Origin of the sequence: Saccharopolyspora sp. NPDC002686 (genome assembly GCF_040295745.1) — a bacterium.
GTDB classification, from domain to species: domain Bacteria; phylum Actinomycetota; class Actinomycetes; order Mycobacteriales; family Pseudonocardiaceae; genus Saccharopolyspora; species Saccharopolyspora oryzae.
Genome location: NZ_JBEOVY010000047.1, coordinates 1 through 20,020, shown reverse-complemented (window position 1 = coordinate 20,020; position 20,020 = coordinate 1). Strand labels below are relative to the sequence as shown.

Genomic DNA, 20,020 nt, shown 5'->3' with positions numbered 1-20,020 from the left:
GTCTCGGTCACCGTGTTCGTCGCCATCAGTTGATCTTCCAATTGGATGATTTCCCAGTTCGGGACGGCTTTTCGGGGCCCGGTTCGATTCGTCTGGTTTGCCTGTTCGGCGGTTCGCGCGGACGCCGGGCCGGACGGGCTTGTGTTGCTGGCAATGTCCTCAGCATCGTTGTTCTAGAGTCGACCACGTGTATCCGGCGGCCAGCGCAACAGCGCACGCGGGGGGCGCGCCCGGCGCACCTCGACCGTGCGCGGGCGAAGCGATTCCGGAACCTGCGCGGTTCTTCCCGCTCGATTCGCCGAGTCGTCGGCTTTCGTTCACCGGCTCGGCGCAGGCTTATTCGTCCGGTGTTTCACGGGGCGCTGCAATTTCGTTCCGCACCGCATCGGCCGGTGTTCGGGTCGGGGTTCCCACGGGGTTTTCCGGAGGCGTCCCCGAGTTCCGGGAGGAATCGCATTTCGCCTGGTCAGATGCGATTTCTGCGAGGTTCGTCGGAAGTCTTGGCCCAGTGGCACCCGAGGTGCCGCGAAGTGCGAGCCTGGGGGGTCTCAGGGAAATTGGGGGTCCGACCCCGGATGTGAGTCGGTCCCGCGAAACGCGAGATTGAGCGGTGTGGACGGACAGCGAAGGCGGGAACCGCCGGCGGCGGGTCCCGACGCGGGCAGCAAGCCGGCGCGGCGGACGCCGCGAGGCTCGACAGCAGGACGTGACATGGGTCGCCGACTAGGGTGTTCGAAGGTCGAACGTCCCCGCATCCTGCTCAAGAGGGCTGACCCGGTCGTGCACCACCCCGATCCCGCGACTGGGCGTGGTTCGAGATGACTGCGCTCGCGGTGTTGCTCGCTGCCCTGGGAGCCCTCGGCAACGCGGTCGGGGCGCGGATGCAGCACGCCGCGGTCCACGACACGATGGACGGCAGCGGGCTGGGCCTGCGGACCCAGTCCAGGCTCGTCCGCAACCCGCGCTGGCTCACCGGCCTCGGATGCCTCGGCACCGGCGCCGTGCTCCACGCCTGCGCGCTGGGACTCGCTCCGCTCAGCGTCGTGCAGCCGATCGGCGTGCTGGCCCTTCCGACCACCGTGCTGCTCAACAGCCGTCAGCAGGGCATCCGGGTCCGCGACCTGAGCCCCAATGTCCTGCTCGCGGTGCTCGCGGCCACCGGTGGTGTCGCCGCGTTCGTCTTCCTCGCCGCCGGTAGCGCGACCGCCACCCCGGTGGCCGGTGGCGTGCAGCTGGCGGCCACCCAGCTGGTCGCCGCCGGTGTCCTGGCGGTGGGCGTGCTGGCCGTGCTGACCCGGTCGAAGGTGCGCTGCATCTTCTTCGCGGCCGGGTGCGCGATCGCCTACGGGTACGTGTCGCTGCTGATGCGCGCCGTCGCGCAGCAGCTGGGCACGAACGAACTGCTGGACATCAACCCCCTTCCACTGCTCGGCATCGCCGTGGCGATGGTCGTGGGCGGCTGGCTGCTGCAGCACGGCTACGCCAGCGGCCCGCCCGACCTGGTGGTGGCCTGCCTGACCGTGATCGACCCGCTCGTCGCGGTCGGCCTGGGCATCGGGCTGCTCGGCGAAGCCGACGACGTCAGCGCCACGACCGCCACCGGCCAAGTCCTCTGCGCGGTGGTGGCCTGCATCGGGGTGTTCGCGCTCGCGCGCTACCACCCAGAAACCGAGGAGCGGCGCGTGCCCGCTCCGGTGACCGGCAGCAGTGATCTTGCCGGACCGAGTTCGACAGATCGTCCTGACGGGAGTTCTCCTTGACTTCGCAACCGCACAGCCGACCGCTGCGGATCGTGGTCGGCGCGACCACCTACCCGCCCCACGTGAACGGTGCGGCGATCTTCGGGCACCGGTTGGCGACCGGCCTGTCCGCTCGCGGCCACGACGTGCACGTCATCTGCCACTCGGACGACCGCACCGAGCACCTCGAGGTCGAGGACGGCGTGACGGTGCACCGCGTGCCCTCCTACGGCTCTCCCTTCCACCCTTCGATCCGCGGCATCATGCCGTGGCAGGCCCGCCAGGCCGATCGGCTGCTGGCCGAGATCCAGCCCGACGTCGTGCACGTCCAGTCGCACTTCTTCATCTGCCGCGGGCTGATCAACTCGGCCCGGCAGCGGAACCTGCCGCTGGTGGCGACCAACCACTTCATGCCGGAGAACATCTTCGGTTACATCAAGGTCCCGCAGTTCCTGCAGGACGCGGCCGGCCGGCTGCTGTGGCACAACCTGATCAAGCACTACGGCAAGGCGCAGCTGGTCACCGCACCGACGCCCCGCGCCGTCCAGCTGCTGCAGGACAACGGGTTCACCGACGCGGCCTTCCCGGTCTCCTGCGGCATCGACGTCGAGCGGTACCGGCAGCCCGCCGAGCGCTACCGCGCCGAGAACCCCGACCCGGACACCCGGACCGTGCTCTTCGTCGGGCGCCTCGACGAGGAGAAGCACATCGACGACTTGCTGCGCGCGATGTCGCTGCTGCGCACCGAGGTCCCGACCCGGTTGGAGATCGTCGGCAACGGCAGCCGGCGCGCCGCCTTCGAGCAGCTCGCCGCCGAGCTCGGCATCGCCGACCGGGTCCAGTTCCACGGCTACCTCGACGAGGAGGAGCTGCTGGAGGCCTACGCGCGCGCCGACCTGTTCTGCATGCCCAGCATCGCCGAGCTGCAGAGCCTCGCCACCATGGAAGCCATGTCGGCCGGAACCCCGGTCGTGCTGGCCAACGCCATGGCGCTGCCGCACCTCGTGCAGCCCGGGCAGAACGGTTGGCTGTACCCGCCGCGCGATGTGCACGCGCTGGCCCGCGCCATCGAGGACGTGCTGGTCGACCGCGCCACGATCGACCGGATGGGCAAGGCCAGCGAGCACCTGGTCTCCCGGCACGACATCGACGAGATCCTCGGCCGGTTCGAGACGATCTACCACCACGTGATCGACCCGGAGGGTGCCGTCGAGCTCGACGAGATCCGCACCGAGCTGGCGAGCTGAGCCGCCGTGGTGACCCCGGAACTCCAGCCCGTGGAGCAGGTGGCGCGCATCAGCGGCGCTGACGTGCACTACTGGACCTACCGCGACGACCTCGCCGACAGCGCCGGTGCCGACCGCGCTGAAGCGGCCGACACCGTGCTGATGGTGCACGGGTTGCGGGGCACCCACCACGGTTTGGAGCTCATCACCGCGGGGCTGCCCGACCACCGCGTGGTCATTCCCGACCTGCCCGGATTCGGGGACTCCGGGCCGATGACCGGGAAGCGCCACGACGTCGCCGGCTACGCGCACGTGATCACCGAGCTGATCGAGCGGATCGACGGCCGCGACCGTCCCATCGTGCTGCTCGGGCACTCGTTCGGCTCGATCGTCGCGTCCGAGGTGGCCGCCACCAGGCCCGAGCTGATCAGCAAGCTGGTGCTGATCAACCCGATCGCCACTCCGGCGCTGCGCGGGCCGCGGGTGCTGCTGTCCGGGTTGACCTCCGCCTACTACACGCTGGGCAGGCGGCTGCCGATCCGCGCTGGGCACTCGCTGCTGAGCAACCGCTGGGTGGTGCTGGCGGCCAGCCGGGCGATGACGCGGACCAAGGACAAGCAGCTGCGCGAGTTCATCGACAGCAACCACTTGCGCTACTTCAGCCGCTTCCACAGCCCGGCCCTGGTCAGCGAGACCTTCGTGGCCTCGACGACGCACACCGTCATCGACCACGCCGACGACATCCACCTGCCCACCCTGCTGATCGCCGGGGAATCCGACGAGATCGCACCGCTGCCGGGCCAGCGAGCGCTGGCCGCCCGGATGTCCGATGCCGAGCTCGTGGTGATCCCGAACGTCGGACACCTGGTGCACTACGAAACGCCGGGTCCGGCGGCAGCAGCGATCCAGCGCTTCCTCGGAGCCGCATGAACAGCCCTGCGATGAACACTGCTGAGCGGCCTGCGGGTCGGAGCGGGACGATGAACGTCGTCGTCGACGCGCGCTGGACGCGCACCGATCAGCACGACGGGATCAGCCGCTACGGGGCGAGCCTGATCGAAGCACTGCACCACCTCCATCCGGTGACGATGTTGATCCACGACGAGCGGCAGCTGCGGTTGCTGCCGGAAGGTGTTCCGCACCTGAAGGTCAACAGCCCGTTCTCGCCGCGCGAGCTGTGGTTGTCGCGCACGCTGAACCGGCTCGGCGCCGACGTGGTGTTCAGCCCGTTGCAGGTGATCGGGGGATTCCGCCGCGAGTACCGGCTGGTCCTCACGCTGCACGACCTGATCTACTACCGGCACCCGGAGCCGCCGGGCTTCCTGCCGTTGCCGGTTCGCGTCGCGTGGCGGCTGTACCACAAGGCCTTCTGGCCGCAGCGCGTCATGCTGAACCGGGCCGACGCAGTGGTCACGGTCAGCGAGACGACGCGCAAGCTCATCGCCGAGCACCGGCTCACCCGGCGTCCGGTCACGGTCGTCCACAATGCACCGTCGCCGATGCCCGAAGACATCGCAGCGGACGAGCCGGATGCGGCCGCGGAATCCGCGGGCGGACCTCGCGAACTCGTGTACATGGGTTCGTTCATGCCGTACAAGAACGTGGAAACCCTGGTCGCGGGCATGGCGCTCCTTCCTGGGTATCGGCTGCACCTGGTCAGCCGGATCGCGCCGCAGCGGGAAGCCGAGCTCCGGGCGCAGCTGCCGCCGGACGCGGACGTGGTTTTCTGGCGGGGTATCGGGGAGAGCGACTACCAGCGGCTGCTCGGTCGGGCCAGCGCGCTGGTCACCGCTTCTCGGGACGAGGGGTTCGGACTGCCGGTCATCGAGGCGATGAACGCGGGGACGCCGGTGGTCTGCAGCGATCTGGAGATCTTCCACGAGGTCACCGGTGGCCACGCGGAGTTCTTCGACCCGGGGTCGTCGAAGGACTTCGTCGCTGCGGTGCGCCGAGTGGAGGATCCTGAGGCTCGTGCTGACCTGGTGGCCGCTGCTCGCAGCCAGGCGGCGGAGTTCACCTGGGCCAACTCCGCCGAACGACTGCTGGAGCTGATGCAGAACCTGGTACTGGCGCGCTGAGCTGTCGGGGCTGGCTCAGCGCTCGCTCAGTGCGACCAGACCTTGATGGCGCGGGGCACGTAGGTGGACTTCGGTGCCTGCGCGCCGGGTGGGTAGGTCGCGAAGTCGCCCTCGGTGTCGCAGTGCTGGTCCTGGTACACGGTCACGTGGTGCCCCGTGTTGTTCACAAAGGACAGTGCTTCGCCCTCCTGCGCCAGCGGGACGCATTGCTCCATCGCGAAGGCTGAGCTGTTGACGCTGATGTCGTGCCGCTGACCGGCGTGGTTCTCCTCGTTCCACACGCAGAAACTGCCTTCGGGACAAGGGTTTTCCGGTGCTTCGGCGGCATGCGCTCGGTTCGCGCCGAGCAGGCCGGCGGTGATGGCCAGCAGTGTCGCGAGAACTGCTCGCACGGCCCAGGATGAGCGCGCTGCGGTACGGTTCGGGGCGGACGAGATGGACGCAGACATGCGAAAGTCCTTCCATGTTGGGAAAATCAGGAGATCGCGGCCGGATCGGGCCGACTGGGACCAAGATTCCCGAAGTCCGGATCGCAGCGCCAGCAATTAAGCTGGATACACCCCGACCGGGTGGTTTTCGCGGTCTGTCCGGTTCTGCTGACCGGCACCGGCGCGGGAACCGGCGAGCCCCGCCGCCCGGACCGACAATCGGGCGATGAGCGATTCCGCCGAGACGAACCAGTGGGTGGATCGGGCGCGAGGAGCTGGTGATCCGGCGGCGCTACGAGGTGGCCGGCATCGTCAACGACTTCCTCATCGCGCTCTGGTTCATCGTCGGCAGCCTGCTGTTCTTCCACGAATCCACCACGAACGCCGGGACCTGGATGTTCCTGCTGGGCAGCTGCGAGCTGGCGATCCGCCCGGTGATCCGGCTGACCCGCTTCGTGCACCTGCGCCGGCTGCGGCCGGCCGGGGTGCGGGGCTCGGACCAGGAATTCTGAAAACCCCGCACCCGGACGGAAGGCCGGCGCGTGAATTCGACCGGAATGAGCCTTTTTCATCCTGTCCGGCCTTCGACCAGACCAGGCGGGCGCTGAGGTTCCGCTACCCGCACCGCCACGCAGGACGAGAACGGAAAAACCTCAATCAGAGGTAGCAGCCGCTGACGAAACCGCTGACCGAGGTGCGCCGATTCGTGATTTCGAACCATTCCGAATTGTTCGAACCGTCGGCGCAGCGAACGTTTTCCCCGGGCACCGAACCGCGGATCGCAGCGCGGTCGCCGGGGCCTCCCGAACCCCGCGCGTCGGCGGCCGTGCTGGGCTCCGACCGGATCAGCACGCCGGGCTCCCTGAAGTCCCGAAGCTGGCTCTGATCAGCGGTCTTGGCCAGCGCGTCCTTGATCCCGACGGCGATCGTGCCCAGGTGTCCGCCCAGTCCCGACACCGGCAGCGCGGCGGCGACCACCGCGCTGAGCAGCGCATTGCGAATGGCGGTGCGCATCGTGTCCCCCCACTTCGCCCGCCGGATCGCCCACGATTTCCCCCTGCTAATGCGGAAGCGATCTCTTTACGGACGGGCTGAGTTCCATTTTATGGAGAATTCCGGGGTTTCGGCAGTATCCGATTGGGTAGAGCGAATTCGTGCGCGGCGGCCGAACGGCCGGTGACGGTCCGCGATGGGCTCGGTCCACCGGGCACCACCTGTGGGGGAGCGGTCCGGGATCCCGACGCGCTGAGTGCTGGAACGGCGGAGGCCCCCGGGACGGTTGGTCCTGGGGGCCTCCGGTGGGACGCGTCAGCCGACTCGCGAGCCGATGCCGGTCAGCGACCGGACCTCCATCTCGGCCTTGCGCTCGTCGTCCACCTCGTCGCTGCTGCCCAGGAAGGTGCCGATGATGCCGCAGATGAACGAGATCGGGATGGACACGATGCCCGGGTTCTTCAGCGGGAAGAACGCGAAGTCCACGCTCGGCAGGATCGACTCGGGGGAGCCGGAGACCACCGGCGAGAAGATCACCAGCAGCAGGCAGGACGCCAGACCGCTGTAGATGCCCCACAGCGTGCCGCGGGTGTTGAAGCGCTTCCAGAACAGCGAGTACAGCAGCGTGGACAGGTTCGCCGAAGCGGCGAAGGCGAACGCCAGACCGACCAGGAACGCGATGTTCTGACCGTTGACCAGGATGCCGCCCAGGATCGACGCCCCGCCGATCACCAGCGCGGTCATGCGGGCCACCTTCACCACGTCGTCGGAATCGACGTCGCCGCGGCGGATCACGTTGGCGTAGATGTCGTGCGCGAACGACGCCGACGCGGTCAGCGTCAGACCCGCGACCACGGCCAGGATGGTGGCGAAGGCGACCGCGGCGACGATGCCCAGCAGCACCGTGCCGCCGATGCGGTAGGCCAGCAGCGGCGCCGCGGAGTTCTCCGCACCGGGCGCGGACTGGATGGCCTCGGTGCCCACCAGCGCGGCCGCGCCGTAGCCGATGATCAGCGTGCAGATGTAGAAGGCCGCGACCACCCAGATCGCCCACGCCACCGAACGGCGCGCCTCGCGGGCGTCGGGCACGGTGTAGAAGCGCATCAGCACGTGGGGCAGACCGCCGACGCCCAGCACCAGCGCCAGCGACAGCGACACGAAGTCGAGCTGGGTCAGCTCGGACTTCCCGTACTGCACGCCCGGCGCGAAGATGGCCTTGCCGTGCGGGTTGTTGTCCGCGGCGCGGAGCAGCAGGTCGGTCATGCTGTAGCCGAACTTGCCGAGCAGGAAGATCGTGATCAGGGCGACGCACAGCAGCAGCATCGCGGCCTTGATGATCTGCACCCAGGTGGTGCCCTTCATGCCGCCGACCAGCACGTACACCATCATCACCAGGCCGACCACGGCGATCACGAGCGCCTGGCCGAACGCACTGTGCACGTCGAGCAGCAGGGCGACCAGACCGCCGGCACCGGCCATCTGGGCGATCATGTAGATGATCGTGATGGCCAGCGTTGATGCGGCCGCCGCCGCGCGCACCGGGCGCTGCCGCATCCGGAAGCTGAGCACGTCGCCCATGGTGAAGCGGCCGGTGTTGCGCATCCGCTCGGCCACCAGCAGCAGGTTGATCAGCCAGGCGACCAGGAAGCCGATGGAGTACAGGAAGCCGTCGTAGCCGTAGACCGCGATGGCGCCGGCGATGCCCAGGAACGATGCTGCCGACAGGTAATCACCGGACAGCGCGATGCCGTTCTGCGCACCGCTGAACGAACTGCCGGCGACGAAGTAGTCGCTGGAACTGCCGCGGCTGCTCACCCGGTACACGATGAACAGCGTGATCAGCACGAACGCTGCGAAGACGGTGGTGTTGATGATCGCGCTGTCGCCCAGGAACAGCTGCTGGTCCTTCATCGTTCGAGCTCTCCCGCGTCCTGTCGGATCTCGTCGACCTTCGGGTCGATGTGGCGGCGCGCGAACCGCAGGTAGAGGGTGGTCAACCCGACCGTGGTGACGAACTGGGCGACGCCCAGCACCAGCCCCACGTTGATCTCGCCGACGAGCGGCTGGGCCATGAATTCCCGGGCGTAGGCGGCGACCGCGACGTAGGCGATGTACCAGATCAGGAAAAACGCCGTTGCGGGAAAAACGAACCATTTCAGTCGGCGGCGCAGCGAGCGGAATTCCTCGCTCTGCTCGATAGTGCGGAAATCGAGCTGTTCCGGGGTGTTCCGAACCGAGCTCTTGTCGATTCCGCCGAAGGCCGACCGCGGATTTCCGGGCTGGTCACCTGGGCCGCCGCGCAGCGCGGATTGCGTTGCGTTGCTCATGGGTCCTTCCTGGTACTTCGCGGTGGGCCCGCCGGGCGCGCGCGGGCCGGCGGAGGCGGGGAATTCTAACCACTTCCCGCGCGAGATCGAAAGTGTGGTGATCAACACGTGGGACGCCGTTTTCCAGGATCTCAGATGCTGCGACTCGGCCTTCGCCGGGTTCCCGCGCGAATCGTGGTTACCGTCTGGTACTGCCAGGTCAGCAGCTGTGGAGGGGTCGGTTGATCTGATCGACCAGGCATTTCATCGCGGCGCGGGCGGCTAAGTCGCCCCGGCACTGGGCTGAACGAGTGAAAACGATGGCGACTCTTCGCCGACTTCGACCACTCGGTGTGACATCCCCTGTTTGTCGTAGTCGAATGGTAAAAAGCCCCCGGTGCTATCACTTCACCAGGGGCTTATAGTGCTTGGGCAGTGAAAGGCAGCCGCCCCACGGGAAAGGTAACGGTTCGGTACCGGTGTCGCTATTGCGCCGGCCGGAGATGCTAATGGTGACGCTGAGTGCCGCCGGAGCCCCATCGGTACAGCGCAGTGCCGCATGGCGATTCCATGCGCCCGGAGCCTCCCGTCCGCAGCTGGATTTCACCCCCGACCACCCAGACGACGATTGCGGGACCGCACGCATGCGCCGTTCTCCCCACCATTGTTCGCCCGAGAGGCCCCGAACCGCGACCGACCAGCGCGGAGCCCCGAGCTCGACGCCAGGAGGGCGCCCGTGAGCGAGGGGAAGTTCGGGCGACTTCGCGACGCCGCGGTCCAGTGGCGCAACTGGTCCCTGCCGGTCAAGCTCGGCGCCGTCGTCCTGGTTCCAGTCATCTTCGCGGTCGCGCTCGGCATCGGGCAGATCCGCTGGCAGGTCGATCGCGCCGCTGAGTTCGGCCGCGTCGCTGAAGTGCTCGACGCGGTGGACCAGATCGAACCGCTCATCGACGGGTTGCAGCGGGAGCGCAACAGCGCGGTCGAGGTCCTGGTCGACAACGGCGACGTCCGTGCTGTCGATCGGGACGCGGCCGCGGTGGACGGTGCGGTCGGCGAGCTCGGCGAGCTCGCCTCGGCCGACGTCTTCGGCCCGGTCGTCGCGGACCGCTACCGCGAACTCCGGCCGCAGCTCGACGGGCTCGCCGCGCTGCGCCAGCAGGTGCAGGGCCACCAGCTGCGCGCGGACCAGGCCATCGGCGCCTACAGCGGCGTGATCAACTCGGCGATGTCGTTGAACCGCGCGTTGACCGGCAGCGTCGCCGACCAGAGCCTGTCCAGCACGGCATTCGCGATGCAGGACATGCTGGCCCTGATCGAAGAGGTCCGGCTGCAGCAGGTGTGGGTGCTGACCGGTCTGGGCGAGGGCAGCCTCTCGCCGCAGGCGCTGGACAACCTCCAGGGGTCGCGCGCCCGGCTCCTGGGCAAGATCACCGATGCCCGCGCCACGGTCGCCGCGCACTGGCAGCGCCGGTTGGACGAAACGCTGCTCACCCCGCCGATCGTGGAACGCAACCGGATGCTGGCCGCGTTGCTGAAGGAGAGCACCGACAACGTCTACAGCGGCGAGTACTCGGTTGCGCGGGAAGACTGGAACCGGGGCAGCGACGCATCGGTCAGGACGATCAACGACGGTCGTGACGAGCTCGCGAACGAGGTGCGGGCAACCGCGGCGGACCTGGAGGACGAGGCCAGCGACACCGCCGGTTGGGACTCCGTGCTGCTGCTGTCGGCGCTGATCATGGCCGCCGCGATCATCATCCTGATCACCCGCCAGCTGCTCGGTTCGCTGCGCGAGCTGCGCACCAGCGCGCTGGACGCGGCCGACTACGAGCTGCCGGCCGCGGTCGACGCGATCCGGCAGGGCAACCGCGCCGACGCCGCGGTGAGCCCGGTTCCGGTCGACACCACCGACGAGGTCGGCCAGGTGGCCCGCGCCTTCGACGAGGTGAACGAGCAGGCGCTGCGCCTGGCGGTCGAGCAGGCCGACCTGCGGCGCGGCTACAGCGACGTGTTCGTCAGCGTGTCCCGGCGGAGCCAGAGCCTCTTGGAGCGGCAGCTGCGGCTGTTCGAAGAGCTGGAGCAGGACGAGGAAGACCCCGACCAGCTCGCCCGGTTGTTCCAGCTGGACCACCTGGCGACCCGGATGCGCCGCAACAACGAGAACCTGATGGTGCTCTCGGGCCAGGACCTGGCCCGGCGGTTCAACCAGCCGACCGATCTGGCCGACGTGCTGCGAGCCGCGGTCTCCGAGATCGAGCAGTACCCGCGGGTCGTCGTGCAGCCGCCGCCCGCGGTGAAGCTGCGCGGCCACACCGCCAGCGACCTGGTGCGCCTGGTGGCCGAACTGCTGGACAACGCGGCGAACTTCTCCGCCCCGGACACCACGGTGACCGTGTCCAGCTACCAGGCCGGCGACGGCACGGTGGTGCTCGACGTGCTCGACGCGGGCATCGGCATGGGCGACGCGGAGCTGGCTCGCGCCAACCAGCGGCTGGCCGAGGTCGACGAGGACGACCTCGGCTCCTCCCGGCGGATGGGCCTGTTCGTGGCCGGTCGCCTCGCGGTGCGGCACGGCGTCGGCGTCGAGCTGCACGGCGGCCCGGACGTCGAGGGCGTCCGCGCGACCGTGATGATCCCGGCCGAGCACGTGGTTCCGGCCGGCACCGGGTCGGTGCTGCCCACCCCCGGTGCGGCCGCGGCTTCCGCGCTGCCGACCCGCCGCAACGGCCACTCGCACACCGAGCTGCCGACCTCCGGCGAGCTGCCGCGCCGGGTCCCGGCGGAGACTTCGCCGTGGCAGGAGCCGGGATCGTCGAGCCTGTTCGAGCCGCGCTCCCCGGAACCGGAGGACTCGCCGACGGCGCACCTGTTCGACGCGCCGCTGGACATCCCGCAGCAACCGCGGTCGATCCCCGGGGACTTCGACTGGCCCGGCGTCGAACCGCCCGTCGCCCGGCCGGTAGAAGAGCCGCCGGCCAGCGAGGACGTCTCCACCCAGTGGTTCCAGCCGGCGAGCGAGAACCCGCAGCTGAAGGCACTGACCGAGACCGGTGAGTTCAGCTGGCCCGGTGCGGAGGACGAGTTCCCCGCCGAGCCGGAGCCCGCCGAGCCGGAAGTGCCGCCGCTGACCGAGTCCGGGCTGCCGCGCCGCACGCCGCGCGGCGCGGCCGAACCGGCCAAGCAGACCCGGAGCGCGGAGGACATCAGCCGGCGGCTGGCCCAGAACGGGGTGCAGTTCGGCGGTTCCACGGATTCCCGGCTCAGCCCGGTCGACCCGGCGGAGTCGGAGCCGTGGATCCCGAACGACGTGGGTGCGGACGACGCGTGGAACTTCGCCGCCGACAAGGCGCGCGAGGCGGCGGAGGCCGCCGCGAACCCGGAACCCGGCTCGTTCACCAACGCCGGACTGCCGCGCCGCACCCCGAAGGCGCACCTGGTCCCGGGTAGCGTCTCGAATTCCGAGCCGACCAGCACTGGGATGTTCCAGCGCGATGCGGACAAGCTCCGCGGTCGGCTGGCCGACTTCCAGAGCGGCGCGAGCCGCGGTCGGCACCGAGCAACCGACGAGGATTGACATGGGGTCCGCAGCGCGAAGGCGTGATCACCTCGGCGACGAACAGGAGGTTGCATGACTGCTCAGATGATTTCCCGCAGGTTCGGCTGGCTGATCACCGACTTCACCGAACGCGTGGCCGGTGTGGCGCACGCGATCGTGGTCTCCGCCGATGGACTGGTGCTGACCGCTTCGGCGACCCTGCCCAGGGACCGCGCGGATCAGCTGGCGGCCGTGGCCTCGGGGCTGCTGAGCCTCACCCAGGGCTCGGCGAAGTGCTTCGAGGCCGGGCAGGTCGTGCAGACCATCGTGGAGATGGAGCGCGGCACGCTGCTGCAGATGGGCATCAGCGACGGCTCCTGCCTGACCGTGCTCGCCGCCCCGCAGTGCGACATGGGGCTGATCGCCTACGAGATGACCATGCTCGTGGAGCGCGTCGGTCAGATGCTGACGCCGGAGATCCGCTCGCAGTTGCAGGGCTCGACCGGCGCACTCGTGTGAGGTTGCGATGAGCAGAAGATCGGAGCACCCACGCGGGCGAAGACGCGACAGCAGCGGGGACAACGGCTTCGCCGACGTCGTCAACGGGTTCAGCTTCGGCAGCGCGAAGCGCAAGCGCAAGGGGCGCTCCGAAGCCGACCGGTACGATGAGCAGCACCATGATCAACACGACGCGCCGGAGCCGTCCTACCTGGACGAACCGGCGGAGGAGCCCGCTGCCCCGGCCGCGTCGAGCATCCGCTCGTACACCTGGACGGGTGGGCGCACCAGGTCCACGCACAAGTTGGAGCTGGAGACCCTCGTCTCGATCGGCGAGGGGTACCAACCTGGCACCGCGGTTCGGCTGGAACACCAGTCGATCGCAGAGCTGTGCCAACACCCGAGGTCGGTGGCGGAAGTGGGGGCGCTGTTGTCAGTGCCGATCGGGGTGGCCCGCGTTCTGCTGGCGGACATGGCCGAGCTCGGGTTGATCACCGTGCACCAGACGGTGAGCGAAAGCGGTAGCGCACCACACATGGTGTTGATGGAAAGGGTTTTGAGTGGACTCCGTCGGCTATAGCGCCCCCCGGCTCGGCACCCCGCCGCAGGCCGCGAGTCGCGCCGGAACCACGTCTACCTCGGCGAAGATCGTGGTGGCCGGTGGTTTCGGCGTCGGCAAGACGACCTTCGTCGGTTCGGTGTCGGAGATCGTGCCGCTGACCACCGAGGCGGTGATGACCGAGGCGAGTCGCGGTGTCGACGACCTGGGCGCGACGCCGAACAAGGCCACCACCACCGTGGCGATGGACTTCGGTCGCATCACGCTGGCCTCGGACCTGATCCTGTACCTGTTCGGCACCCCGGGCCAGCAGCGGTTCTGGTTCATGTGGGACGACCTGGTCAAGGGTGCGATCGGCGCGGTCGTGCTGGTGGACACCCGCCGGCTGGCCGACTCGTTCTCGGCGATCGACTTCTTCGAGGACCGCGGTCTGCCTTACACGGTCGGGGTGAACTGCTTCGACGGGCAGATGCTGCACTCCATCGAGCAGGTCCGCGAGGCGATGGCGATCGGGCCGGACGTGCCGATGGCCCCGTGCGACGCCCGCGACCGCGAGTCCACCAAGCGCACGCTGATCGGTCTGGTGGAGCACGCGATGCGCCACTGGGCTTCGCGCCAGATGGGTTGAGGCACCGGGGTGCGCGCGGTCGCACCCCGGTTCACCCGGGAACTCGCCGTGCTGCCCGCCTGCCGGGGTGGCGGGTCAGCGGGCGGTTCTGTCCACAAGGGACGCTGAACCGGGTTCTGCTCAGCACTGGGCGAACGGCGTCGCCATCATGGCGAGGCACCTGCCACGGCGATCGCCTTTCCGCTCAACCCGGCCCCGGCGGGCATGCGGCTCATCCAGTCGATCACGTTCTTCAGCGCCGCCGGGGTCGCGGCGTTGTGCTCCGGCGCCGCGATCAGCAGCCCGTCGGCCTGCAGGATCTGCTGGTGCAGGTCGTGCACGGCGGTCGGCGGGTTCTGCTCCAAGTCCTGGTTGTACAGCGGCAGATCGCCCAGCCCGGGTGGACGTGCACGGACATCGAGCTCGACGCGAGGTCGCGCCGGTCAGCGCTTGCGGGCGACTCCGCCCAGGAGGTTGTGGGATGCGGCGCTGGGCTCGGTCAGGAGCGGGCCGTCGGGCCACCAGTCGAAGAGGTAGGCCAGGCCCGGTTCGATCATCTCCAGGCCGCGGAACAGCTCGGCGATCTCCTCGCGGCGCCGGTAGAAGCAGCTGCCCATCATCTCGTTGAAGCGCGCCTCGGACTCGACCGCCAGCTCGGCGCTGTAGCTGCCGTCCGCCGGGTTGTGCAGGTGCGAGATCGCGATGTAGGAGCCCGGCGCCAGCGCATCCACGTAGGACTGCATGATCTGGCCCGGATCCTCCTCGTCGGTCACGTGGTGCAGCGTGTTGCACTGGATCAGCCCGACCGGACGGCTCAGGTCCAGGTGCTTGGTGACCGCCGGGTCGCTCAGGATAGCCGCCGGATCGCGCAGGTCGCCCATCACGAAGTGGGTGTAGTCGTTCTCCTCCAGCAGCGCGCGGCCGTGCGCCGCCACCGACGGGTCGTTGTCGACGTAGACGACCTTCGCCTCGGAGTTGAGGCGCTGCGCCGCCTGGTGGGTGTTCTCCGCGGTCGGCAAGCCGGAGCCGAGGTCCAGGAACTGGTCGATCCCGGCACCACCGGCCATGAAGCGGACCACCCGGATCAGCCAGGCCCGGCACAACCTGCCGACCTCGATGGCCTCAGGGGCGATCTCCTGGATCTGCCGCAGGACCTGCCGGTCCACCTCGAAGTTGTCCTTGCCGCCGACGAACGCGTCGTAGACCCGCGCGATGCTGGGCTTGGAGGTGTCGATCTGCGGCCGGTCAACTTCTGCCATGTCGTGGATCCGCTCGGTCCGAGGTGGGAAACGATCTAGCCCAGGGTAAGCGCCCCGGACTGCCTGGTAAACACCTATCACCTGCTGGCTTCGGTGATGTGCACGGCCTTTTCGGCGCTGTCCGGCTCGGCGAAGGCCAGCAGCCGGTGGCCTTCCTCGATCAAGGCGTCCGCGTCCTCTTCGGACATCTCCTGGTAGGGGGAGATGGTCAGCGTCGCGGTGCCGTTCTGCCGCTCGACCTGCCAGGTGCCGTGCAGGAACCCGTCCACCAGGATCGTGCCGGGAAGCACCGCGTTCTTCACGCTGAACAGGCGCTTCCTGGCTTCCGGGGACATGACGCGGGTGCGGTCCTGGTGGGAGAGCAGCAGGTTGTCGAACGGCGCGAGGAACCGCGGCGGGCTCGGCAGGTCCGGGTCGGGGAGCGGGGCGTCGGGCAGGTCGAGCAGCTCGCGGCCGTTCTCGTCGCGGAAGCTGCGCAGGTCCAGGCCCGCCACCACTTCCTTCAGGCGGGTCAGACCGGACCAGGTCTGCATGTCCGCGACGGAGGCCGGGCCGAACGCGGCGAGGTAGCGGAGCAGCACCTCCCCGGTCGAAGGCTCGGCGAGCGGGCGGCCGAGCCAGGTTTCGGCCGTCGCGTAGACCGGCTGGCCGCTGCGGCCCCAGATCGCCCGCGGCGGGATCTGCACCAGCGGCAACAGGTTCCGCACGGCGAAAGCCAGCGCCGCCGGGGAGCGGTCGGGCCAGCGCTCGGCGAGCAGCGGGCGCAACTGGGCTGCGCTGCGGGGCTGCTCGTCCAGCAGCTCCCGGCCGGCAGCGGCGACCTCGGCCAGGTCCAGCCCGGCGAACTCACCGCGGTGCTGGGTGTTGGCGTGCACGTTGCGGTCCAGGAACGGCTGCACCATCGGCCGCAGGTGCAAGCAGTCCTCGGCGGAGACCAGGTGCACCGTGCCGCGCATCAGCACGATGCGGACCACGCTCCGGTCCAGCAGTCGCTGCGCCAGGTCATCGGGCTGGAAGTCGATCAGGCGGCTCCACAGGCCGAAGTACGGCGGGAACGGCGCCTGCGCCTGCATCCCGACCAAGTGCTCCACCGCCTCGATCGGCGACTTCTCCGATCGGTGCAGCAGGAGCTGCCGCTGCAGCGTCGCGCGGTTGAGCTGGCGTTGGGTGAGGACGGGCATCGGTCTCCTTCCGCCGACGGGACAGTACGTGGGCGCACCGACATCCGGCGGTGGCAGACTGACCGCGATGAGCGGAGCGGTTTTGGTCCTCGGGGGCCGCAGTGAGATCGGCGTGGCGGTCGCGGAGCGCCTGGTCAAGCAGGGACGCACCAAGGTGGTGCTGGCGGCGCGGCGGTCCGCGGACCTCGACGCCGAGGAAGCGCTGCTCCGCGAGGTGGGCGCGACCGAGGTGGCGCGGGCGGAGTTCGACGCGGACGACGTGAGCAGCCACGAGCAGCTGCTGCGCGGCATCGTCGACGAGCACGGCCCGATCGACGTCGCGGTGACGGCCTTCGGACTGCTCGGCGACCAGGAACGAGCGGAACGCGAAGCGGCGCACGCGATCGAGATCGTGCACACCGACTACGTCGCGCACATCAGCGTCCTGACCCACCTGGCGAACCTGCTGCGCCAGCAGGGCAGCGGCCGGATCGTGGTGTTCTCGTCCGTGGCCGGGGTGCGGGTGCGCCGCGCGAACTACGTGTACGGCTCGGCGAAGGCCGGGCTCGACGGCTTCGCCAACGGACTGTCCGACGCCCTGGTCGGCAGCGGGGTGGAACTGCTGATCGTGCGGCCGGGATTCGTCATCGGCCGGATGACCCAAGGCATGAGCCCGGCGCCGTGGTCGAGCACGCCCGACCAGGTCGCCGACGCGACCGTCTCGGCGCTCCGCCGGGGGCGTCGAGTGGTGTGGGTCCCGGGAATCCTGCGCTGGGTGTTCGCCGCGATGCGCCTGGTCCCGCAGGCCATCTGGCGCCGCATGCCCCGCTGATCCCCGCAGCTCCGGGCTCTGCGGCTGCGGTCGTCGGCCGGGCTCCTCGAAATTCAATGGAAATCGGATCTCCGATTTCCATTGAAATTGCGGAAGTTCTCCACAGGATCCGGAACCTGTCCCCAGGTCTCAGTGTGTCGGGATCTGACACGCCGGTGCTGTGTCCGGGCGGGTCTGCAGTTTCAATTGAAACTGCGATCCGTCGTGGGTGGGGTTTGCAGTTTCAATTGAAACTGTGGTTCCGGGTCACTCGAAGGTGGTTGTGTCGAGTGCGAGGTGGTTGCGGAGGGCCGTGGTTCCGGTGGGGGTGAGGCGGACCGCCCGGCTGGTGCCGATCCGCTTGATCCAGCCGCGGGCGAGGAAGCTGCGCAGCAGGTGCGCGCCCGCGCTGCCCGCCAGGTGGGAGCGGCGTTCGGTCCAGTCCAGGCACGGGCGGGCCAGCGGGCGGCGGGTGCCGCGGAGGTCCGCTTCGGCGATGCCCAGTGTGCCGGTCAGCCAGGTGAAACCGCTGTCGGTGAGGGCGAATCCGTCGGTCTGGTCGAGGAGTCCGGCCGTGGTCATGGCGTCGGTGATCGCCACGCCGAGGCGACCGGCGAGGTGGTCGTAGCAGGTGCGGCCGTTGGCCAGCGCCGCCGAGGCGCTGACCGCGCGCAGCCCGGTCGGTGGTTGCCGAGTCGGGCCCAGGTGGCTGATGAACGACTCGAGGAGATCGGCGACCTGCGCGTCCGCCAGCTGCACGTAGCGGTGCCTGCCTTGCCGGCGTTCGGCGAGCAGACCGCCCTCGACCAGCCGGTTCAGGTGCTCGCTGGCTGAAGACGCCGCGACTCCCGCGTGCCCGGCCAGCTCGGTCGCGGTCCACGCGCGCCCGTCCAGCAACGCCAGGCAGAAGGCCGCCCGCGTCGGGTCGGCGAGCAGTCCGGCGAGCCGGGCCACGTCGCGTTCGATGGTCATGCGGCCATTCTGCGTCGACGACGCTTCGGCCGTCACCGAAGCGTTGCGGTCCTACCGTGGCGGCATGTCGGGAGAATTCCACGCACTCCACCAGGACGGGCTGCTGTTGCTGCCGAACGCCTGGGACTTCGCCTCCGCCGCAGCGCTCGTCGACGAAGGCTTCGCCGCGATCGGCACGACCAGCCTCGGGGTGGCCGCCGCGCACGGCGAACCGGACGGGGAGGGGCGCACCCGTGCGCAGACGGTCGAGCTCGCCCGGCGACTGGTCGACCTGCCCCGCCCGATCAGCGTCGACGTCGAGACCGGGTTCGGCGATCCGGCCGGGATCGCCGAGGAGCTCGCCGAGCTGGGCGTTGCCGGGATCAACCTGGAGGACGGTCTCGGCGACCCCGCCCACCAGCAGGAACTCATCGCCGAGGTGAAGCGGCGCGCGCCAGGCCTCTTCCTCAACGCGCGCACCGACACCTACTGGCTCGGGCAACCGTCGCTCAGCGACACGATCGACCGCGCGCAGCGCTACGCGGCGGCTGGGGCGGACGGTGTCTTCGTGCCGGGTATGAGCGCTGCTGACGACATCCGCGCGCTGGTGGACGCGGTCGGCGTGCCGGTCAACATCCTCTTCCAGCCGGGGCACCGCATCGAGGAGCTCGCCGCGCTCGGCGTTCGGCGGGTGAGCATGGGCTCGCTGCTATACCGCGCGGCACTGCACAGCGCCGTCACGACTGCGCGTGCCGTTCGCGATGGTTCCCCCGTGCCGTCGGGCGTTCCGGGTTATTCAGCTGTGCAGGACTACGTCGTCGGTGGTCGGCGACGCGGTTCCGGCGGTTTCCAGTGACCGCCGTCCGGGCCGGTCGGGTGCGACACCCCGGCGCCGAGGTAGCTGCGGAACCAGTCGGCGGCGAGCTCCGCGACCCGTTCCAGCGCACCGGGTTCCTCGAACAGGTGACCGGCGTGCGGCACGATCTCGATCTTGACGTCGGTCAGCGGTAGCGAGGTGAGCAGCTCGACCGCCTGGCGGTTGAGGTTGAGCACCTCGCGGTCGTCGCCGCCGACGATCAGCAGCGTCGGGGCCTGCACCGAATCCAGCCCTTCACCGGCGAGATCGGGACGACCGCCGCGCGACACCACAGCGGCCACGCGGTCCGGCCGTCGTCCGGCGGCCTTCAGCGCGGCGGCCGCGCCGGTGCTGGCGCCGAACAGCCCGACCGGCATGCGCTTGGTCGACTCCCAGGCGCTGAGCTGGTCGATCGCGGGTACCAGGCGTTCGGCGAGCAGGTCGATGTCGAAGCGCAGTTCGTGGGTGTGTTGGTCGAACTTGGCCTCCTCGGGGGTGAGCAGGTCGAGCAGCATGGTGCCGAATCCGGCGCCCTGCAGCGATTCCGCGACGGCGCGGTTGCGGGGGCTGTGCCGGGAACTCCCGGAACCGTGCGCGAACAGGACCACCGCCCGAGCAGGCGGTGGCACGACGAGATCCCCTTCGAGGTCGCCCCCGGGGGTCTTGACGATCACCGGCTCGGTCGCGAGTTGAACCATGTGAGCCTCCTCCAGTTCCGCAGGCTCCGACTACCCACCAGCCACAACCCCGACACGCGAGAAGATTGAGGTTTTCCATCCTCGTTTTGCGTGGCGGTGCGGGTGGCGGAACCTCAGCGCCCGCCTGGACTCCGGGTGCCCGACTTGATGTATGGCCAATACACGGCAGTCGGGCCGTCCTCGCCAGGCGAACGCTGAGGACCCGCGGCGGTGCAAGCGCCGAGGGTGGGTTATGCGCCTGGCGGCGCATGCGACCCTCGCCGCGCGGTGCCGGTCGTGCTTCGCGGTCGCAGGCCGGACAGGACGCAAATTCCAT

Annotated in this window: 20 protein-coding genes; 11 read left to right on the top strand and 9 right to left on the bottom strand. The window is 69.4% G+C overall.

Going from position 1 to position 20,020, the window contains the following annotated elements; translation table 11 throughout:
* Positions 1-818: 818 nt before the first annotated feature.
* The 4 genes from ABTZ89_RS09165 to ABTZ89_RS09150 are packed head-to-tail and all read left to right on the top strand — an operon-like array spanning position 819 to position 5,043.
* Positions 819-1,760 (top strand): DMT family protein, encoded by a 942-nt coding sequence (locus tag ABTZ89_RS09165; RefSeq protein ID WP_351042104.1) that lies wholly within the window; start codon positions 819-821, stop codon positions 1,758-1,760.
* Complete coding sequence (locus ABTZ89_RS09160) at positions 1,757-2,986, top strand: glycosyltransferase (protein WP_351042101.1); 1,230 nt, start codon at positions 1,757-1,759, stop codon at positions 2,984-2,986. Before ABTZ89_RS09165 ends, ABTZ89_RS09160 begins: the two co-directional genes overlap by 4 nt.
* 6 nt (positions 2,987-2,992) lie before the next feature.
* On the top strand, positions 2,993-3,895 hold the full coding sequence (locus tag ABTZ89_RS09155) for an alpha/beta fold hydrolase (RefSeq protein WP_270948530.1): 903 nt from the start codon (positions 2,993-2,995) through the stop codon (positions 3,893-3,895).
* A 50-nt stretch (positions 3,896-3,945) separates the two neighbouring features.
* The gene (locus ABTZ89_RS09150) at positions 3,946-5,043 is read left to right on the top strand and encodes a glycosyltransferase family 4 protein (protein WP_351042098.1); all 1,098 of its coding nucleotides are present in this window, start codon (positions 3,946-3,948) and stop codon (positions 5,041-5,043) included.
* Between the two features lie 26 nt (positions 5,044-5,069).
* Here the strand turns inward: ABTZ89_RS09150 and ABTZ89_RS09145 are convergent, their stop codons facing one another.
* Entirely contained in the window at positions 5,070-5,435 is a 366-nt protein-coding gene (locus tag ABTZ89_RS09145) for a peptidase inhibitor family I36 protein (RefSeq protein WP_351042095.1), read from the bottom strand.
* 314 nt (positions 5,436-5,749) lie between these two features.
* On the opposite strand from ABTZ89_RS09145, the gene ABTZ89_RS09140 reads away from it, so the two are divergent.
* Complete coding sequence (locus ABTZ89_RS09140) at positions 5,750-5,983, top strand: YrhK family protein (protein ID WP_502949526.1); 234 nt, start codon at positions 5,750-5,752, stop codon at positions 5,981-5,983.
* 145 nt (positions 5,984-6,128) lie between these two features.
* Here the strand turns inward: ABTZ89_RS09140 and ABTZ89_RS09135 are convergent, their stop codons facing one another.
* From ABTZ89_RS09135 to ABTZ89_RS09125, 3 genes are all read right to left on the bottom strand, one after another.
* The gene (locus ABTZ89_RS09135; RefSeq protein ID WP_270948533.1) at positions 6,129-6,485 is read right to left on the bottom strand and encodes a hypothetical protein; all 357 of its coding nucleotides are present in this window, start codon (positions 6,483-6,485) and stop codon (positions 6,129-6,131) included.
* A gap of 294 nt (positions 6,486-6,779) precedes the next feature.
* Positions 6,780-8,375 (bottom strand): monocarboxylic acid transporter, encoded by a 1,596-nt coding sequence (locus tag ABTZ89_RS09130; protein ID WP_351042092.1) that lies wholly within the window; start codon positions 8,373-8,375, stop codon positions 6,780-6,782.
* A complete protein-coding gene (locus tag ABTZ89_RS09125; protein WP_270948535.1) occupies positions 8,372-8,899 on the bottom strand; it encodes a DUF485 domain-containing protein in 528 nt (175 codons plus the stop codon). Before ABTZ89_RS09125 ends, ABTZ89_RS09130 begins: the two co-directional genes overlap by 4 nt.
* Before the next feature lie 607 nt (positions 8,900-9,506).
* Between ABTZ89_RS09125 and ABTZ89_RS09120 the strand changes: the two genes are divergently transcribed.
* From ABTZ89_RS09120 to ABTZ89_RS09105, 4 genes are read left to right on the top strand one after another with little or no spacing between them, the layout of a single operon-like run.
* Positions 9,507-12,344 carry a sensor histidine kinase gene (locus ABTZ89_RS09120; RefSeq protein WP_351042089.1) on the top strand — a complete coding sequence of 946 codons (2,838 nt, stop codon included), beginning with the start codon at positions 9,507-9,509 and terminating at the stop codon, positions 12,342-12,344.
* Between the two features lie 54 nt (positions 12,345-12,398).
* Complete coding sequence (locus tag ABTZ89_RS09115) at positions 12,399-12,824, top strand: roadblock/LC7 domain-containing protein (protein ID WP_270948537.1); 426 nt, start codon at positions 12,399-12,401, stop codon at positions 12,822-12,824.
* A gap of 7 nt (positions 12,825-12,831) precedes the next feature.
* A complete protein-coding gene (locus ABTZ89_RS09110) occupies positions 12,832-13,383 on the top strand; it encodes a DUF742 domain-containing protein (protein ID WP_270948538.1) in 552 nt (183 codons plus the stop codon).
* Complete coding sequence (locus tag ABTZ89_RS09105; protein ID WP_270948539.1) at positions 13,364-13,990, top strand: GTP-binding protein; 627 nt, start codon at positions 13,364-13,366, stop codon at positions 13,988-13,990. The genes ABTZ89_RS09110 and ABTZ89_RS09105 overlap by 20 nt, the downstream gene beginning before the upstream one ends.
* Before the next feature lie 146 nt (positions 13,991-14,136).
* Here ABTZ89_RS09105 and ABTZ89_RS09100 read toward each other — a convergent pair whose 3' ends face one another.
* The 3 genes from ABTZ89_RS09100 to ABTZ89_RS09090 form a co-directional block, all read right to left on the bottom strand.
* Positions 14,137-14,355 (bottom strand): NADPH-dependent FMN reductase, encoded by a 219-nt coding sequence (locus ABTZ89_RS09100; RefSeq protein WP_351042121.1) that lies wholly within the window; start codon positions 14,353-14,355, stop codon positions 14,137-14,139.
* A 57-nt stretch (positions 14,356-14,412) separates the two neighbouring features.
* Positions 14,413-15,228, bottom strand: coding sequence for an SAM-dependent methyltransferase (locus ABTZ89_RS09095; protein ID WP_351042084.1), 816 nt, complete (start codon positions 15,226-15,228; stop codon positions 14,413-14,415).
* A 77-nt stretch (positions 15,229-15,305) separates the two neighbouring features.
* On the bottom strand, positions 15,306-16,409 hold the full coding sequence (locus ABTZ89_RS09090) for a winged helix DNA-binding domain-containing protein (RefSeq protein WP_351042081.1): 1,104 nt from the start codon (positions 16,407-16,409) through the stop codon (positions 15,306-15,308).
* Between the two features lie 67 nt (positions 16,410-16,476).
* Between ABTZ89_RS09090 and dprE2 the strand changes: the two genes are divergently transcribed.
* Positions 16,477-17,220, top strand: coding sequence for a decaprenylphospho-beta-D-erythro-pentofuranosid-2-ulose 2-reductase (gene dprE2 / locus ABTZ89_RS09085; protein ID WP_270948542.1), 744 nt, complete (start codon positions 16,477-16,479; stop codon positions 17,218-17,220).
* A 246-nt stretch (positions 17,221-17,466) separates the two neighbouring features.
* On the opposite strand, the gene ABTZ89_RS09080 is transcribed toward dprE2, so the two are convergent.
* Positions 17,467-18,171: an ArsR/SmtB family transcription factor gene (locus ABTZ89_RS09080; RefSeq protein ID WP_270948543.1), complete on the bottom strand. Its 705-nt coding sequence runs from the start codon at positions 18,169-18,171 to the stop codon at positions 17,467-17,469.
* Positions 18,172-18,235: 64 nt separating this feature from the next.
* Here ABTZ89_RS09080 and ABTZ89_RS09075 point away from each other — a divergent pair, with 64 nt between their 5' ends.
* Complete coding sequence (locus ABTZ89_RS09075) at positions 18,236-19,006, top strand: isocitrate lyase/PEP mutase family protein (RefSeq protein WP_351042077.1); 771 nt, start codon at positions 18,236-18,238, stop codon at positions 19,004-19,006.
* Here ABTZ89_RS09075 and ABTZ89_RS09070 read toward each other — a convergent pair.
* Entirely contained in the window at positions 18,961-19,704 is a 744-nt protein-coding gene (locus tag ABTZ89_RS09070; protein WP_270948545.1) for a dienelactone hydrolase family protein, read from the bottom strand. The genes ABTZ89_RS09075 and ABTZ89_RS09070 overlap by 46 nt on opposite strands.
* Positions 19,705-20,020 lie beyond the last annotated feature (316 nt).